12 protein-coding genes are annotated in these 17,038 nt (G+C 39.2%); 7 read left to right on the forward strand and 5 right to left on the reverse strand.

The features are described 5' to 3' along the window. Window positions 1–27 precede the first annotated feature (27 nt). Window positions 28–1,338, reverse strand: coding sequence for an alpha/beta fold hydrolase (locus CDG59_RS05205; RefSeq protein ID WP_087544038.1), 1,311 nt, complete (start codon window positions 1,336–1,338; stop codon window positions 28–30). 344 nt (window positions 1,339–1,682) lie between these two features. Between CDG59_RS05205 and CDG59_RS05210 the strand changes: the two genes are divergently transcribed. The 5 genes from CDG59_RS05210 (at window position 1,683) to CDG59_RS05230 (ending at window position 8,988) form a co-directional block, all read left to right on the forward strand. Continuing rightward, complete coding sequence (locus CDG59_RS05210) at window positions 1,683–2,948, forward strand: glutamate-5-semialdehyde dehydrogenase (protein ID WP_005156167.1); 1,266 nt, start codon at window positions 1,683–1,685, stop codon at window positions 2,946–2,948. A 297-nt stretch (window positions 2,949–3,245) separates the two neighbouring features. Further along, window positions 3,246–4,421, forward strand: a complete 1,176-nt coding sequence (locus CDG59_RS05215) for an acetate/propionate family kinase (RefSeq protein ID WP_087544039.1) — start codon at window positions 3,246–3,248, stop codon at window positions 4,419–4,421. Window positions 4,422–4,453: 32 nt separating this feature from the next. Beyond that, window positions 4,454–6,589: a phosphate acetyltransferase gene (pta, locus tag CDG59_RS05220; RefSeq protein ID WP_087536488.1), complete on the forward strand. Its 2,136-nt coding sequence runs from the start codon at window positions 4,454–4,456 to the stop codon at window positions 6,587–6,589. Window positions 6,590–6,818: 229 nt separating this feature from the next. Further along, window positions 6,819–8,345 carry a fumarate hydratase gene (locus CDG59_RS05225; protein WP_004909213.1) on the forward strand — a complete coding sequence of 509 codons (1,527 nt, stop codon included), beginning with the start codon at window positions 6,819–6,821 and terminating at the stop codon, window positions 8,343–8,345. A 100-nt stretch (window positions 8,346–8,445) separates the two neighbouring features. Next, on the forward strand, window positions 8,446–8,988 hold the full coding sequence (locus CDG59_RS05230) for a DUF2059 domain-containing protein (protein WP_039908525.1): 543 nt from the start codon (window positions 8,446–8,448) through the stop codon (window positions 8,986–8,988). Between the two features lie 23 nt (window positions 8,989–9,011). On the opposite strand, the gene CDG59_RS05235 is transcribed toward CDG59_RS05230, so the two are convergent. The 4 genes from CDG59_RS05235 to tig all read right to left on the reverse strand — a co-directional run bounded on the left by CDG59_RS05235 (window position 9,012) and on the right by tig (window position 13,352). Further along, complete coding sequence (locus tag CDG59_RS05235; RefSeq protein ID WP_004909219.1) at window positions 9,012–9,728, reverse strand: DUF2846 domain-containing protein; 717 nt, start codon at window positions 9,726–9,728, stop codon at window positions 9,012–9,014. A gap of 150 nt (window positions 9,729–9,878) precedes the next feature. After that, on the reverse strand, window positions 9,879–11,189 hold the full coding sequence (gene clpX, locus CDG59_RS05240; protein ID WP_087544041.1) for an ATP-dependent Clp protease ATP-binding subunit ClpX: 1,311 nt from the start codon (window positions 11,187–11,189) through the stop codon (window positions 9,879–9,881). A 28-nt stretch (window positions 11,190–11,217) separates the two neighbouring features. Next, window positions 11,218–11,823 (reverse strand): ATP-dependent Clp endopeptidase proteolytic subunit ClpP, encoded by a 606-nt coding sequence (gene clpP / locus CDG59_RS05245; RefSeq protein ID WP_004660445.1) that lies wholly within the window; start codon window positions 11,821–11,823, stop codon window positions 11,218–11,220. A 197-nt stretch (window positions 11,824–12,020) separates the two neighbouring features. Beyond that, window positions 12,021–13,352: a trigger factor gene (gene tig / locus CDG59_RS05250; RefSeq protein WP_087544042.1), complete on the reverse strand. Its 1,332-nt coding sequence runs from the start codon at window positions 13,350–13,352 to the stop codon at window positions 12,021–12,023. A gap of 384 nt (window positions 13,353–13,736) precedes the next feature. Between tig and CDG59_RS05255 the strand changes: the two genes are divergently transcribed. Next, window positions 13,737–15,995, forward strand: a complete 2,259-nt coding sequence (locus tag CDG59_RS05255) for a TonB-dependent receptor (RefSeq protein ID WP_087544044.1) — start codon at window positions 13,737–13,739, stop codon at window positions 15,993–15,995. Window positions 15,996–16,092: 97 nt separating this feature from the next. Further along, complete coding sequence (locus tag CDG59_RS05260) at window positions 16,093–16,776, forward strand: Fe2+-dependent dioxygenase (RefSeq protein ID WP_205666453.1); 684 nt, start codon at window positions 16,093–16,095, stop codon at window positions 16,774–16,776. Window positions 16,777–17,038 lie beyond the last annotated feature (262 nt).

The raw sequence follows: 17,038 nt of genomic DNA on the forward strand, positions 1-17,038 counted from the left end.
TCTCTTTTAAATTCTATTAAAAAATAATTAAATTTGTTTCTGACGCTCAATAAAACGAGATAAACGATCCGCAACGTCGAAACTACCGTGTTTAAACAAGATACGTAAACCCTGTTCAGTTGCCTCAAATGTTAAACATTCTATTTTAAACTCACCTTCTTCATCAGCCAAATGTAAGGCTAAATCTCGTGGATGCTGGCTAACAAAATCAAGCTGATCCAAATGATCAAGTTTTAGATACACCCCAAAGAACGTAATATCTACAATCTTTACTGCTACTTCGATATCTGAATGTCGATGTGATAATTTAGTGTCTGGTTTTAAAACAGGAATACGTTCTTCACCACGACGCTCAATGTTTTTCATCTGTTCGCGGTTCATTGGAATAACACCATCAAGATTGTCGATGGATTCTCCCTTTAAAAACGTAGTAAAAAGCGTCATCGTTTCTTTGCGGCGTTGTAATTGTGGAACATGGTCTGCATTGGCAATTAATGCAAATTCCATATTATTACATTGCAAAGCAAAGTCAGCATTTTCATGTGGCAAAGTAAAGCTGTCGTACTGCCCTGCTGCAACAAGAGTTTTACACTGCGCAACAGGTACATTGCTTAAACGGAGTAGTCGATTGCAATTAATCTCGTAACGCTCACGTTCAGTTGCAGTAAACTCTGCCATCTGTCTAAAGAATAAACGTTTTGCCGTTGGAGACATCCGCGTTTTATCAAGCTTGGCATGATTCACAAGATACAAAATAACTGCTTGCCCAAACTCCTCCATACGATCTTCACGCATCAAGTGTAAAGATTCCTCGAGCAACATACGCCAGCTTTTACGGGTTTTTTGCATCACACCCATCAAGACCATACGATCAATCAGTTCAGGACGTTGGTGTGCAAATGAAGATGCAACAACTGAACCCAACGACATACCCATGACAGAAACTTTATCAATCCCAACAATATCAAGCCATTGACCCAACATTTTTGATAAATCTGGTAATTCAAGAATTCCAGCTGACTCGCCTGTATCCACATTTCGAATCTGCTGATTTGCGCCCATTGATGGTAAATCAATCAATATGACAGGACCACTCTCAAAGAGTTGCTCAACACAATACTTATAAGAGTTAAAATTTTGAAATGCGCCCCCGACAATTACAATTGGCGTGTTGTAGATCGTCTTAGGATCTGCAATTGCCATATATTCAATTTTCCAACCATCTATCCATGTAGTACGCGCTGGTTGTTTAAAACTGTTTTTATTGTATATGTCGAAAAAACCAAACCCTGTGTAGGTATGATTTAAATCCGAGTCCATTTGGATTATGGAATTCATATCCTTCCTCCATCCTTGTTTATTTTTTTGCTGTAATTAGTCTCATTTTTAGTGAGTTCTAGTTACAAGTTAACAAATTTATAAAATTTGTATTACATTTATCCTATACATTTTTCATTCTATACAAATGCATGATTTATACGCAATCATTTCCTTAACCACTTATCTTGTTTAGATCAATAATATTTTTCAAAATATGTAATCAGCTTGTAAATTCAATTTTAAATCAAAAGAGCTACTCAAAATTTACAATCTATAATTTTTTGAATTATCAGTTCAGCCTATTCATTGTTCAGCATTTGACTGTTACTATCATTATAAATATATGCAATCGTCAAAATGCTATGCAAGATTCTATTCAAAACTATATGCAACAGGTTGGTACTCAGGCACGTAAAGCGTCTCGTATCTTAATGAGCGCATCAACGCATCTAAAGAACCATGCTCTGTCTGCAATTTATACTGCTTTAGAAAATAATCAAGCACAAATTTTGGCAGCCAATCAAATTGATATGCAAAATGGTCACCAACGTCAATTAGATTCTGCCCTCCTTGATCGTCTTGAACTCACTCCTGCTCGCTTTAAAGGCATGCTACAAGGGTTAAAAGATGTTATTGCACTTGTTGACCCAATCGGCGAAATTACGGATTTAGCTTACCGTCCATCAGGTATTCAACTCGGTAAAATGCGGGTTCCTTTAGGTGTAATCGGTATGATCTACGAATCGAGACCGAATGTTACCCTTGAAGCCGCATCATTAGCACTAAAATCAGGAAATGCCATTATTCTACGCGGTGGTTCAGAAGCAATTGAATCGAATAAAGCAATTGCAATCGCAATTCAGCATGGTTTACAAATTGCTGGCTTACCTGAACATGCTGTTCAAGTGATTGACACACCTGACCGCGCAGCAGTAGGTCATTTAATCACAATGACTGAATTTGTAGACGTGATTGTCCCTCGTGGCGGTAAAAGCTTGATTGAACGTGTAACGAATGAAGCACGTATTCCTGTGATCAAGCATTTAGATGGCAATTGCCATGTTTTTGTTGAAGCACAAGCAGATTTACAAAAAGCATTACCAATTGCGCTCAACTCAAAAACACATCGTTATGGCGTATGTAATGCGATGGAAACATTACTTGTTGATGAAGAAATTGCAGAAGATTTCCTACCAAGTATTGCTGAACTATATGCAGATAAACAAGTTGAACTAAGAGGTTGTGCGGAAACACAACGTATCTTAGGTGAGTCTGTTAAAACAGCCACCGAAGAAGATTGGTACACTGAATATTTAGGTCCTATTCTTGCAATCAAAGTCGTTACAGGTATGGATGAAGCAATCGAACATATTAATAAATATGGTTCTCATCATACCGATGCGATTATTACTGAAAACTTTAGTCTAGCACGTGAGTTTCTCGCACGAGTTGATTCAAGTTCAGTGATGATCAATGCTTCAACCCGCTTTGCTGATGGCTTTGAATATGGCCTCGGTGCAGAAATAGGAATTTCAACAGACAAAATTCATGCACGCGGTCCAGTTGGTCTGGAAGGTCTAACCTCTCAGAAATGGATCGTATTTGGTGATGGTCAAATACGCCAATAAGGCATTTAGATCCAAGTAAAACGCTGCACGGTAAAGCTCATTTATTTGATCTTTATCGTGTTTTCACATATTTTCATACAAAAAACCTGATCAAAATAAACAGATTCATCCTAAGAAGTTTGTATTTACACTCTATAATCATTAGATTCAATTATAAATCAGTTGTATAGGCTAAAGTCTATCTTCGCCAATATGACAACCCATGTTAAAACATTGCACGTGATTGCTCTGCTCGACACGTTGCAGCAAGATCAAAAGTGTTCGTCATAAAATTCAAAATTTGTTAGGTGTTCAAACGTGGCTAAATCTGTACTTGTAATTAACTGTGGTTCATCTTCAATCAAATACGCGCTTATCTCAGAACGCCGTGAAGATCGTATTTATGGATTAGCAGAAAACTTAGGTTCTGCTGAAGCGCGGATCAAAGGCGTTACAATTGGTGGTGAACCACTTGAACTTTCGATTCCACATGCAGATCACGCCAAAGCACTTGAAACTCTTCTTGCACGTTTAGCGAACTACAATCCACAAGCGATCGGTCATCGTGTTGTTCATGGTGGCAATTTAACCAAAGCAGAACTATTAACACCTGAAATTGTAAGTCGCATCGAAGCTGCAACACCACTTGCACCTTTGCACAATCCTGCACATTTGATTGGGATTGAAGCAACCATGCGTTTGTTCCCTGAATTACCACAGGTTGCTGTATTTGACACTGCATTCCATCAAACCATGCCTGAACACGCGTATCGTTATGCTTTACCGCAAAATTTATATACTGAACACCATGTCCGTCGCTATGGTTTTCATGGAACAAGCCACGCTTATGTGACTGAACGTGCAAGTGAACTCGCGGGTGCAAAAAATCAAGGGGGCTGGCTCAGTGCTCACTTAGGCAATGGTAGTTCAACTTGTGCGGTTTGGAATGGTCAAAGTCTTGATACTTCTATGGGCATGACTCCATTAGAAGGTGTAGTGATGGGTACACGTAGTGGTGATGTTGACCCAAGCTTACATTTATTCCTTGCAAGTAATTTAGGCTGGAGTATCCAGAAAATTGACAGTATGTTGAATAAAGAAAGTGGATTGCTTGGCTTATCTGGTCTGTCAAACGACATGCGCACTTTAGTTGAAGCTTCGGGTAATGGTCATGAAGGAGCAACACTGGCGATTGAAGTATTCTGCTATCGTTTAGCAAAATCATTATCTGCTTTGAGCTGTGGTTTACCGCGTTTAGATGGTTTAGTTTTCACGGGTGGAATCGGTGAAAACTCAGCTTATGTTCGTGAAAAAACCTTGGCTTATCTACCACACTTTGGTTTGCAATTTAGTACAGAAAAAAATAATACCTTAGCACGCGGCACTGAAGGTCGAATCGATAATGGCACAGGTCCACAAATTTGGGTTGTACCTACAGACGAAGAAGGACGCATTGCGAAAGAAACGCGTCAAGTCATTGAACAGCTCGCTTAATTCACAAAATTTAGATAAATTTTAAGGTTCTTATGAATACGATTTTACTGATTCCAACAGGTGAAGGGGTTGGTCTTACATCTGCCTGTTTAGGAATGATCTACGCTTTAGACTGTAAAGGGATTAATGCTGGTTTTCTTAAACCATTTTCTCAATTAGCAGATTCAACCGTTGATCGTACTGCAACACTTTATCGTCATTTATTTCAACATCAATCTGTTGAACCGATTGCTTATGAAAAGCTCACCCAGCTTCTTGGTTTAGGCGAAACAGATGAGCTACTCGAAGAAGCTGTTGCACTGCATCGTAAAATCTCAGCCAATCACGATGTGATTATTGTCGAAGGTCTTGTACCCAATGGACAAGATCACTTTGCCAGTGAAATTAATGCCGCACTTGCACAAGCACTCGATGCCCAAGTCGTTTTGGTCAGCACAGCAGATTTAGCTGACCCACGTAAAACAGCTGAAAAAGTTGATGCACATTTGCGTCAATTCGGAGGTGCTGCATCACCGCGCACCACAGGCATTTTATTTATGCGAACCAAAGGTCTTCCTGAAAGTACAGCAGCAATTCCTGTCACACTTGATCCAAGTTTGCGTTTAGATAAGCAAATTGCTGAATTTTCAATACAATTACAACGTTACAATCGTTTTATTGGCACAAGTGAATTACCTATCATTGGTTTAGTGCCATTCAGTAATATTCTCAGCGTACCGCGTAGCTTAGATATTGCCACTGTTGTTAATGGTACTTGGTTAAATGAGGGTGAAGCAAAACAACGCCGTATTTTACATACCAGTTTAATCGCATCGGATATTGAAGCCGAATTACATAAATTTGTTGCTGGCGAACTCATCATTAGCGCATCTCAACGTACAGATGCCCTACTTGCAGCAAGTCTTGCAAGCAGTAATGGAATTCCTTTGGCGGGTTTAGTTTTAGCTGAACAAGCCGCTCCAGCCGCGAATATTTTAGAATTCTGCCAAGGTGCTATTAAACAAGGTCTACCAATTTTACACACTTCGCTAGACACATTAGAAACAGCACAACGCCTATATCATTTTGGCAATGAAATTCCCGTAGATGATATTGAGCGTGCTGAACAAGTGACGCGTTTTGTTTCAAGCCATCTTGATAATAGTTGGCTCGATCAACATACCCAGAACAACCTGAATCCACGATTATCTCCATCTGCATTCCGCTACGAGCTGGTACAAAAATCGATTGCTGCGAAAAAACGCATTGTACTACCTGAAGGTGATGAACCTCGTACTGTACAAGCCGCAGCGATTTGCCAATCACGTGGTATTGCTGAATGTATTTTATTAGCGAAACCTGAAGCTGTTGCTGAAGTTGCTAAAGCGCGTGGGATTCAGCTTCCAGCTGATCTGCAAATTATTGATCCCGATAGTATTCGTGACCAATATATTGAACCTATGGTTGAATTACGCAAAGGTAAGCTAGATGCATTACAAGCAAAAGCACAGCTACAAGATACTGTAGTCCTTGGTACAATGATGTTAGCACTTGATCAAGTCGATGGCTTAGTATCTGGCGCAATTCATACCACTGCCAATACCGTTCGACCTGCATTTCAATTGATTAAAACAGCCCCGAACTACTCATTAGTTTCATCAATCTTCTTTATGTTGTTGCCTGATGAAGTTTATGTCTACGGCGATTGTGCAATTAATCCAGATCCAAATGCGGAACAGCTTGCTGAAATTGCGATTCAATCTGCAGACTCTGCTAAAGCCTTTGGTCTTGATCCGCGTATTGCCATGATTAGTTATTCAACAGGTACGTCAGGCGCAGGTGCCGATGTTGAAAAAGTGGCTGAAGCAACCAAGATCGCCCAACAACGTCGTCCTGATTTACTGATTGATGGGCCTCTACAATACGATGCGGCTTCAGTTGAAAGCGTTGGACGTCAAAAAGCACCTGAATCTAAAGTTGCGGGTCGTGCCAATGTATTTATTTTCCCTGATCTCAATACTGGTAACACCACCTATAAAGCAGTACAACGTGCAGCGAATGTGGTCAGTGTCGGTCCAATGCTACAAGGCTTAAACAAGCCCGTAAATGATTTGTCTCGCGGTGCTTTGGTTGATGATATTGTGTTTACCATTGCCTTAACGGCGATTCAGGCAGCGCAACAGGATTAAATCACGATCCTGATATTATAAAAAACCATCTACCAGATAAAAAGTAGATGGTTTTTTATTAGACTTGTTTTTCCATGCGGCCAGCCACACATAAGGAAAACTAAAAATTTCAACACGTCTCCTGCCTATTTAGACCTTTAGCCAAATCTAAGCTAAAACTCCCACATTCATTGCTTTTTGTCATATAATTTAGCCCGCCAGCTAATCGCCCGCTCAAGAGAAATTTGATATGACAACGATCATCAAACAAGATGACTTGATTACATCAATCAAGGATGCCCTCCAGTTTATTTCTTACTATCACCCACAAGACTTCATCCAAGCGATGAGCCGTGCTTATGATCGTGAAGAAAACAAAGCTGCAAAAGATGCAATTGCTCAAATCCTCATCAACTCACGTATGTGTGCTGAAGGTCATCGACCAATCTGTCAAGATACAGGGATCGTCAACGTTTTCCTTGAAGTCGGCTTAGATGTTAAATTTGATTTGACCATGAGCTTAGACGATGCAGTGAACGAAGGTGTACGCCAAGGTTACTTAGAAAACTCAAACGTACTTCGTGCTTCAGTGCTTGCTGATCCAGCTTTTGGTCGTAAAAACACCAAAGACAATACACCTGCTGTCATCCACTACAAACTCGTACCAGGTAATAAAGTTGATATTACCGTTGCGGCTAAAGGTGGCGGTTCAGAAAATAAATCTAAACTTGCGATGCTAAACCCATCTGATTCAATCGTAGATTGGGTACTTAAAACTGTACCAACGATGGGTGCAGGCTGGTGTCCACCAGGTATGCTCGGTATTGGTATTGGTGGTACTGCTGAAAAAGCCATGATGCTTGCAAAAGAAGCACTCATGGAAGAAATCAACATGGACGAATTACTTCGTCGTGGTCCACAAAGCAAGATGGAAGAACTCCGTATTGAGATCTTCGAAAAAGTAAATGCGCTGGGTATTGGTGCTCAAGGTCTTGGTGGTTTGACGACTGTTCTTGATATTAAAATCAAGGATTACCCATGTCACGCTGCGGGTAAACCAGTGGGTATGATTCCGAACTGTGCTGCCACACGCCACGCACACTTCCAGTTAGATGGTACAGGTGTAGCACACATCCAAGCACCTAAACTTGAAGACTACCCTGCTGTAACTTGGGACTCATCTCAATCAAAACGTGTGAATCTAGATACGATCACACAAGAAGAAATGAATTCTTGGAAACCAGGCGATACATTACTTCTTAACGGTACAATTTATACAGGTCGTGATGCTGCACATAAGCGCATGGTCGACATGTTAAATAATGGTGAAGAACTTCCAGTCGACTTAAAAGGTAAATTCATTTACTACGTTGGTCCTGTTGATCCTGTTCGTGATGAAGTCGTTGGTCCTGCTGGTCCTACAACTGCAACGCGTATGGATAAATTTACCCGTCAAGTCTTAGAAGCAACTGGCTTGTTCGGCATGATCGGTAAAGCGGATCGTGGTCCAGCGGCTGTTGAAGCAATCAAAGACAATAAAGCAACTTACTTAATGGCTGTGGGTGGCGCTGCTTACCTCGTTTCTAAAGCTGTACGTGAAGCTGAAGTTGTTGCATTTGCTGACCTAGGTATGGAAGCAATCTACAAATTTGTGGTTGAAGATATGCCTGTTTCTGTTGCCGTTGATGTGAATGGTACGTCTATCCACGCAACTGCTCCAAAAATCTGGCAAGCAAAAATTGGTAAAATTCCAGTTGTAGATGCTGCGGCACAATAATCCGCTCATCAAAAAAAATAGCCGAATCACTGCATTCGGCTATTTTTTTATTTAAAGCTTCTGTTAAATTATAAAAATGAATAACAATAACGAGGCAAATATGAACATAAATCCATTCCATTATCTATTGCTATGCCTTGCTATTTGTACTTCACAGGATGTATCAGCTACTCCTGCGCAAACTAAATCTGTTCAAGAATTAATTAAAGCCAGTGACTTAGAAAAAGTACTGAATAACTCCTTTGAAGAAATGCAACCTGCTTTAGACTTAGAAGCTGAAAGGATTATTTTAGGTATTTTAAATAAAGAAAAATTAACAACCAATCAAGAACTCTTAGCAGTATTAGAACTCAGCCAATTATTAAAAGAGACCAGTTCAAAATTATTTGCTCGACCTGAAACAATTCAAGCGATTGAAAAAATTTATAAAGACACACTCAGTGAAGAAGAAATTCAGGCTTATTTAAAGTTTTTAAAAACCCCTGAAGGTAAGTCAATCAATCAGAAAAACTTACAGATTAGTACAAATGTATTTCAATATATGAATACCCTAAGTCAAAAAACGCTAAGCGATCCTGAACAAAGCATTCAATTGAAAGAGCAATTTCTATCTATCATTCAACCACTAATTCAACAGGAATAGAAATTGCTCATTAATACAATCAATTACCAAGTTAAAGGATTCCAAAGTTTAAATGGTTTAACCAAGTGAACCTCTGACTTTTGATCATACTTAGCAGGTTTTAACTCCTGAGGCTTAGAACGAACTTTACCTGAAGCATCTTGCGCAACAAAATTATAACTAGATGATTTTAATCGAGTAAATGCAATTTCTTGACGTGCCACTTTCTCTGGCATTGACATAAATGGACCTGTTGGTTCACTTCTTGGTAACTTATTCTCTTCGTCATATTTAATGAAATAAGTTTGAGCTGCATCAACTGTAAAATCTAAATATTTCGGTTTTTGAAAATGCAAACCTGCTAGAGGACGACTTACACTTAAGCGATAAGTTCCAGCTGGTAATTCCAACCAATAATAATGATTGTGTAATAGACTTGGAATGCGATGACCATTGATAAATAGATTAGCAGCAGCAATTTCTTGACGATTCCAGCGAGTATCTGGACGATATAAATAGACTACCGCGGCTTGCTCATTTTGTGGCTTGATAGGAGCGTAATATTGACCTAATTTTTGGTTTACCCATCCACCAACAGTAAAACCACCCACATGATATTGATCAAATAAACCTGGTTTCTTATCTGTATCGACAGGAGGTAAAGTTGCTGTTAAGACGGCTGGATTTTCTTCAACTGCTTTATGACTTTGACAGCCCGCCAAAATCCCTACACAACATAATGACAATATTAAATAACGCATGACATCCCTCAAGGCGTTTTCTTGGATTTATTTTTAACAGCGCAAAACTATGCGAATTTTCCAATTTTTAAGATTAACACCTCATTAATTAATTGCAAATAAAAAAAGCATGAAAAGTCTAAGCTTTCATGCTTTTTAGATGAATGAGAATTAAGCAGATTTTGAATCTACAACTTTCAAATCTTTCTTCTCAATCAATTCAGCCGCTGTCGTTTGTGGTAAACGCTCTGGCTTATATGTCGGTTTAGCTGTTCCATTAATCACAGCCTCATCAACAATAACCGTGCCGACATCTTTGCGACTTGGTAAATCATACATTGTTTCAAGTAGTACATTTTCCAAGATAGAACGTAGACCACGTGCGCCAGTATTACGCTCAAGGGCTTTCTTCGCCACTGCTCGTAATGCAGACTCATCAAATACAAGGTCAACATCTTCCATCGTGAATAAATACTGATATTGGCGAGTTAATGCATTTTTAGGCTCTGTCAGAATTTGCATTAATGCTTCTTCATCCAGTTCTTCTAAAGTTGCAATCACAGGCAAACGACCAATAAACTCAGGAATCAAACCAAATTTGACTAAATCAGTTGCTTCGACTTGACGGAACAACTCAGAGACTTTTTTACTGTCGTCCTTATTCTTCACATCAGCCGTGAATCCAATACCGCCTTTCTCTTGACGTTGTTGTACAATTTTCTCTAAACCAGAGAATGCACCACCACAAATAAATAAAATATTTGAGGTATCAATTTGAATGAATTCTTGTTGCGGATGCTTACGACCACCTTGTGGCGGAATAGAAGCAACGGTGCCTTCAATCATTTTCAATAATGCTTGTTGTACACCTTCACCCGATACGTCACGAGTAATTGATGGATTCTCCGATTTACGGGTAATCTTATCAATCTCATCAATATAGATAATACCTTTCTGCGCTTTTTCTACATCGTAGTCCGCTTTCTGCAATAACTTTTGTACGATATTTTCAACATCTTCACCCACATAACCCGCCTCTGTGAGTGTCGTTGCATCTGCCATGGCAAAAGGAACATCCAATAAGCGTGCAAGTGTTTGCGCAAGCAAGGTCTTACCTGAACCTGTTGGTCCAATCAACAAGATATTACTTTTCGCAATCTCAATATCTTGATGTGGATGATGCGACTGACCAACTTTCAAACGCTTATAATGATTATAGACCGCAACAGATAGTGTTTTCTTTGCAACATCTTGTCCAATGACATATTGATCCAACGCAGCACGTATCTCATGTGGTTTAGGCAAAGCTTTAGTCGCCCAGTCACCTGCTTCAACTTGTTGACTGGTTTGCACTAAATCTAAGCAGACATCCACACACTCATTACAAATATATGCGTCCTCACCTGCAATCAATTTTCCAACTTCAGATTGTGTCTTACCACAAAATGAACAATGCTTTTGTCCTTGAGGATGTTCGGACATATTTACTCCACAACTTAAATCTTAAAAACTAGGGACGTTTGCTTAATACTTGGTCAACTAAACCATATTCTTTAGCTGCTTGTGCAGTCATAAAATTGTCACGATCTGTGTCACGTGCAATTCTTTCATAATCTTGACCACTATGCTCAGCCATCAGACGGTTTAGACGCTCTTTGATATAAAGAATTTCACGTGCATGAATTTCGATATCAGACGCTTGACCACGGAAACCACCGAGTGGTTGGTGAATCATCACGCGTGCATTTTCAAGACAGTAACGTTTTCCTTTAGCACCCGCATTCAATAAGAATGCACCCATTGAAGCCGCTTGTCCCATGCAATATGTAACAACATCTGGCTTAATAAACTGCATAGTGTCATAAATTGCCATACCAGCAGTTACTGAGCCTCCCGGTGAGTTGATATAAAGATGGATATCTTTCTCTGGATTCTCAGCTTCCAGAAACAACATCTGCGCAACGATAAGATTCGCCATGTTATCTTCCACTTCACCAGTCAAGAAGATCACACGCTCACGTAACAAACGTGAAAAAATATCAAATGAACGCTCACCACGTGATGACTGCTCAACGACTACAGGAACTAAAGCATTTTCAATTGTTGGAACATACATAGGTTTATTTATTCCTAAATTATTCTGACTCGATCTATGCCAACAATATGAGGGATAATCAATGAAATTGCAAAAGGTTCAACCTGAAATATTCGATTATTTATGGCAAAACCGAGTCATTTTTCGACAAATTAACACTTTCATAACATGCATAAAAAAAGGCGCATCAAGCGCCTTTCTTCTGAACTTTTAAAAGATTAGCCACGACGAGCTTGTTGTTCTTTTAATAAGTCTTCGTAGCTTACAGCCACATCATTTACTTTAGCAGCAGCCAAGATGTGATCAACAACTTGGTCTTCTAGCACAACTGCTTCGATTTGAGCACGTTGTTGTTTGTCATTTTTGAAGTATTCAACCACTTCTGTTGGATCTTCATAAGAAGAAGCCATGTCATCGATGTAAGCTTCAACACGTGCTTGATCAACTTCAAGTTTAGCATCAGCTAATACTTTGCTTACCAATACACCAAGCTTCACTGATTTTTCAGCCTGTTCCTTGAACAATTCATCTGGAAGCATGCTGCTATCAAATGCACCTGCACCTTGAGCACCAAACTGTTGAGTGAACTGTTGAATCATTTGTTGACGTTGACGGTCAATTTCTTGAGCAACCATAGAAGCTGGAACTTCAATTTCGTTTGCAGCGACAAGTGCATCAAATGCAGCTTGTTTAACTTGGTTACGAAGACCGTTGCGAACTTCACGTTCCATATTCTTACGAACGTCAGCTTTTAACTTCTCTACGCCTTCTTCTTCAGTTAAACCAAAGATTTTTAAGAATTCAGCATCAATTTCTGGAAGTTTTTGTTTTTCAACAAGTTTTACAGTGATTTTGAACTGAGCTGCTTTACCCGCCAAGTTTTCAGCTTGATAGTCTTCTGGGAAAGTCACATCAATCACTTTCTCTTCGCCTTTCTTCATGCCGATGATGCCGTCTTCAAAGCCAGGAATCATGCGACCTGAACCAAGAACCAGTTTAAAGTCTTCAGCCGCACCGCCCTCGAACTTCTCACCATCAATAGTGCCTTCGAAGTCGAAAGTCACTTGCATGTCTTTTTTCGCCATGCCCTTGGTTTCAACCCATGAAGCACGTTGCTTTTGCAAGTTTTCAATCATTACATCAACATCAGCATCGTTGATTTCTGATGATTTACGATCAATCTCTAAGTCAGCAAAAGCTTTCACTTCTACTTCTGGATACACTTCTACAGTCGCTTCATAAACTAAAGCGTCATCTTTGTTTTCAACTTTTTCAATGTTCGGCATGCCTACAGCATTGATTTTTTCTTGTTGAATTGCTTCGAATACTGTGTCACGAATGATGTCATTCACAACTTCTTGATAAATACCCGCACCATATTCACGGCGAACAACATTTAAAGGCACTTTACCTGGACGGAAGCCGTTGATCTTCACAGTTTTGGCAGTGCGTTTTAAGCGAGCTTCAAATTGCTCGTTAACACGGCTCGTCGGTACAGAAACATTTAAACGACGGGCAACGCCCGAAACCGCTTCAGTCGTTACTTGCATGGCTTCCTCGATATATAGTTAGTAGTAACAATTTTTAAAGTGCCACATTATATGACAACTTTGCTGATATACAAAATTCGACAAGCATTCTAGCAGTAAAAGTTGATCTGAACATATCAGCAAGTCATCCACGATTTATTATTTTTCATAATTTATGAATACACTCGGTTGTTCTTGGGTAATTTCGTGAAGAATTCTATTAGATCAATATGCTTAATTTTCACCCAATCAATTACAACACAATCTTACATTTCGCTACACTATTCTATTTCTTTTTCCAAATTTATATGATTTAAGCATCGTTAAATCCAATCGAGAAAAATTGCATATAAGAATAAGAATAATTATTATTTGCATGAATTTTAAGGTTTACATGGATACGATATGTCTTCTTTTATCAGAACACGTAAGAAGTTTGTTTCATCTGCGATTGCATCATCTCTTTCTATGATTGCAACTGCAGCAATCGCGCAAGATAAAGAAAATGTGGTTCAACTCCCAACGATTCATGCAGAAGCAACTGCTGAACAATTAAAAGTTGATGTATCTGCAAACAAGAAATATGTTGCGCCATTAAAAGACACACCAAAAACAGTGTCTGTCTTATCTCAAAAGTTATTGAAAGAAACAAATTCAAATACTTTATTAGAAGCACTGCGTAATGAACCTGGTATCACACTAGGTGCTGGTGAAGGCGGCATTCCGTATACAGATATTCCTTATATTCGTGGTTATAACGGACAAAGCGCGATCTATGTAGATGGTGTGCGCAACTCAACAACTCAAACACGTGATATGTTTGCGATTGAACAAGTCGAAGTAACTAAAGGCTCAAGCTCTGCTTTAACTGGCGGAAGTGGTGTTGGTGGCAGTATCAACATGATTCCAAAAGTTGCGCATGAAGGTGATGAATATCAAGCAAGTGTTGCAGGCGGCACAGATAACTATAAGCATATCGTACTTGACGCAAACAAAGACTTTGGTAATGGAATCGCGGGTCGTGTTATTGCGATGGGTCATGAAAATGAGAAACCAGGACAGCACAATGGTGCAGAATATGCTCGTGTTGGTATTGCGCCTAGTCTAGCTTTCGGTTTAGGAACTGAAAACCGTGCGACCTTAAGTTACTACTTTATCAAAAGTAATGATGAGCCTGATTCAGGCATTCCATTTAACAACCCTAACAATCCACCTCCAGGCTCGATCAAAGCTGATGGTCGCCCAGCAAATGTAAAACAAGGTTCTTACTATGGCTGGAAGGATCGTGATTTTGATAAGCGTGAAAACCACATTGGCTCATTGAAGCTTGAACATGATTTTAATGATGACTTAACAGTTTCAAACACTGCAACATATAGCCATTCTAAAGCAAGCTATATGTATACAAATCCAGATGATTCAAAAAGCAATATCTACAAAGGAAAAGTCTACCGTCGTGCAACACAGACCATTCGTGACACCGATGCATTTACCGACCAACTTTCTTTAGCTGGGAAATTCAAAACTGGAGCAATAACACATAGCTTCAATGTTGGTGCTGAATATAATCGTGAAGAAACCAATCGCGGTAACTATAATATTAGTTATCCTGGATATACAGGTACAACGACTGCTGGTTTCAATGATAAATGTAATGATAACAATGGCTGGTGCACGGATCTCAATAATCCAAGTCCGAATGATCCATGGTTAGGCACACTCACACCAAATACTAAACAGACTACTATGACCAACGAAACAGTATCTGTATATGCATTAGACAGTATTGAATTCAATAAATATTGGTTATTAAATCTTGGCGTACGTTGGGATCAATTTGATACAGAATTAAAATATAACAAAGATGTAACAGCTCGTGGTGTAACAACGCCAGCAGGTACTGTGTATTCAAATGATACAGACTACTTCTCCTATCAAGCGGGTGTAGTATTCCGCCCAACAGAGCATGGTAGTATCTATGCAAGTTTCGCAACTGCTGCCAACCCTGTAGGTATCGATCCTGACCTTGATTCACTTAGTGCTTCAAATAAAGACCTAGAACCAGAAAAAGCTCGTACATTTGAGATCGGAACGAAATGGAGCCTTTGGAACAACCGTGCCAATGCGACAGCTGCAATCTTCCGTACTGAGAAGCAAAATACACGTATTAATATCGATGCGAATACAGTAACTAATGCTGGTGAAAGTAAAGTTGATGGTTTTGAACTTGCTTTGACAGGTCACATTACTGATAAATGGGAAATGGCACTTGGCTATAGCTACTTAGATAGCGAATTAACCAAAGCAGCTTATAACTTAGTTGCTCAAGAAGGTCGCCCTCTTCCATTCGTTGCTAAACAGAGTGCTAACTTGTGGAGTACATACCAAGTACTCCCAAAATTAACACTTGGTGCAGGCGTTCAATATCGTGATCAAGTTTTTGCGAATACCAATCCAAACACAGCCACCACTTCAACGAAAATTTTACCAACGTTTACTATCTACAATGCGATGGCAAAGTATGATGTAAACAAGAATGTAAACTTACAGTTGAATGTAAATAACATTTCAAATAAGCGTTATTTTACAAGTGCTCATGCTTCACACTATGCAAACGAAGGTGATGGCCGCAACGCAGTTCTTGCGATCAACTTTAAGTACTAAACCCCTTAAAAAAATTAGGGTATTTACTTAAACTCATTTAAAATAGCCTCTCTATGAGGCTATTTTTTATAATAATCAATTGAAAGGGATATGCTCAGTGATCCATCACATTCCGAATGTTTTGACAAAAGAACAAGTCGCCGAATTCCGTAAATTAATGGAAGCAGCAGATTGGGTCGGTGGAAAAATTACAGCTGGCACACTCTCAGCTTCCGTAAAACGTAATCAACAACTTTCAGAGAGTGACCCTTTAACCCACCAACTTAGTACACTTGTGATGGATGCAATTTGGAAAAATCCAACTTTCCAAGCAGCTGCACTCCCCAAGCAAATGATTCCACCTTTGTTTAATCGCTACGATGAACACGAAAGTTTTGGTTTTCATGTCGATAATTCAATTCGTTTAGTGAGAGGGACTCATCAACAACTTCGCACAGATTTATCGTGTACTTTATTTTTGAGTGAACCTGAAGAATATGATGGTGGTGATCTCGTTATTGAAGATACTTATGGCTACCATGAAGTAAAATTACCAGCAGGTGATGTCGTACTCTACCCTTCAACAAGCTTGCATGAAGTCAGTAGTATTACACGTGGTACCCGATTTGCTTCATTTTTTTGGGTACAAAGTTTGATTAGAGATGATCAAAAGCGTCATATGCTGTTTAATTTGGATGAAAGTATTCGTCAACTTCGCATAGATCATGGTGATGCATATCCAGAAGTAATGAAACTCACCAATATTTATCACAATCTCATTCGTATGTGGTCAGAACTCTGACCACTTCATTTTTTCGCCATGCTGAATAAATTCTATAATTTTTATTAAAAAATAGACCTATTTAGAAAAAATATTCCACTCAACTATCAATTCTTGCAAAAAACAGGAAAACATTTTCCAGAATTAAGAGCTAGAATGCTGTTATAGACCTTTGCAGCCAGCTTATTTTCACCTAGACTGATTTTTATTAGATGATTAATATAGCTGCAAAACCGAATCATAATTTTGAATGGTTGATGATGAAAACAAATTACGGCTTTAC

This window comes from Acinetobacter sp. WCHA29 (assembly GCF_002165335.1).
Classification (GTDB): Bacteria; Pseudomonadota; Gammaproteobacteria; order Pseudomonadales; family Moraxellaceae; genus Acinetobacter.

Bases quoted from the DNA above. Each gene is read 5' to 3' on its own strand.
- CDG59_RS05205 (WP_087544038.1), bottom strand. From the start codon at position 1,338: ATGAATTCCATAATCCAAATGGACTCGGATTTAAATCATACCTACACA.
- CDG59_RS05210 (WP_005156167.1), top strand. From the start codon at position 1,683: ATGCAAGATTCTATTCAAAACTATATGCAACAGGTTGGTACTCAGGCA.
- pta (WP_087536488.1), top strand. From the start codon at position 4,454: ATGAATACGATTTTACTGATTCCAACAGGTGAAGGGGTTGGTCTTACA.
- CDG59_RS05225 (WP_004909213.1), top strand. From the start codon at position 6,819: ATGACAACGATCATCAAACAAGATGACTTGATTACATCAATCAAGGAT.
- CDG59_RS05230 (WP_039908525.1), top strand. From the start codon at position 8,446: ATGAACATAAATCCATTCCATTATCTATTGCTATGCCTTGCTATTTGT.
- CDG59_RS05235 (WP_004909219.1), bottom strand. From the start codon at position 9,728: ATGCGTTATTTAATATTGTCATTATGTTGTGTAGGGATTTTGGCGGGC.
- clpX (WP_087544041.1), bottom strand. From the start codon at position 11,189: ATGTCCGAACATCCTCAAGGACAAAAGCATTGTTCATTTTGTGGTAAG.
- clpP (WP_004660445.1), bottom strand. From the start codon at position 11,823: ATGTATGTTCCAACAATTGAAAATGCTTTAGTTCCTGTAGTCGTTGAG.
- tig (WP_087544042.1), bottom strand. From the start codon at position 13,352: ATGCAAGTAACGACTGAAGCGGTTTCGGGCGTTGCCCGTCGTTTAAAT.
- CDG59_RS05255 (WP_087544044.1), top strand. From the start codon at position 13,737: ATGTCTTCTTTTATCAGAACACGTAAGAAGTTTGTTTCATCTGCGATT.